Annotated in this window: 1 pseudogene; it reads right to left on the minus strand. The window is 44.8% G+C overall.

Annotated features, from left to right (window positions below):
• Positions 1-1016 (minus strand): annotated as a pseudogene (locus tag BW716_RS37370) (hypothetical protein); the annotation flags it as partial.

A 1016-nucleotide genomic window follows, 5' to 3' on the forward strand; every position in this document is an offset into this window, starting at 1 on the left:
GCGATCTTTTCCTCGAGGTTAGTGCTGTCATTCAGCCGCTTGACGAGTGAAATCAGGTGACCAGCTGCATCATAACCCATTTTGGTCAGTAAGGTTGTCTGAGGCGTAACAGTGCTGGAAGGGTTGGTATGCGTATGGTAGGTGCTTAACACCTTGCCATTGTAGTCATATAGAAGGCTGGTCACATCTTTTCCACCTGTATGGTTATCTGCAATTGTCTGGATAGTCAGGGCATCATCGTCGAAGTAGTTCGTGGTGGTGAGCCATTGGTCTGTGCCTAATATACGAACCTTTGTTCCTGTGGTGAGAGTGGCGACACGCGTACTGGAAGAAGTATTGGCCTGGCTATAAGGATTGTCGCCTGCTTCCGGTTTTGAAAGACCTGTGTTCACAAGGCTATGTACACCAGTATAGTTATAATTATCATAGTAAGTGTAAGACAATGGTGAAAGTGCAGATGAAGAGATAACCGGAACGGGATTGGATGATGCAACACTGGTAATGCCATCATCATTGACGATGGAGGCTTCAACTTCAGCATTATCAGAAGTAGTGAATTCTGGATCAAAGGTAATGGAGTTGGTCGCCTGGTATGCACTGTCTGCACTGTTATAAGTAGTCACTACCAGGTCAGCAGTCAATGAAGATAGATTGATGACGGAAGTGTCATCTAAATTAGTGGTGATACTACATTGTAAGTTTTCTCTGGTTGAAGCCGTTGTATAGATGGCTGTTTCGTAAGGGCGGTTCAGACCGTCATAAAATGTTGTGATCCATTCAGGAGTAGATTTTTGCCTTTGTATGGAATCTTGCGTGAAGACGACTCTGTTTCTGCTATCATAAGCCATTAAAACGGCTCCTGCTCCGGGGATTTTTTTCGAAATCATGCGGCCACGTGCATCATATTGATACTGGAAGCAAAGTTCATCGGCGACGGTTGAAGTGATCTTCCAGTCAGACATGATATTTTGTATTGCCAGTGGCGGTATTACAAAGCGAAGACTACCCAGATCGTC

Origin of the sequence: [Flexibacter] sp. ATCC 35208 (assembly GCF_001975825.1) — a bacterium.
Lineage (GTDB): Bacteria > Bacteroidota > Bacteroidia > Chitinophagales > Chitinophagaceae > Chitinophaga.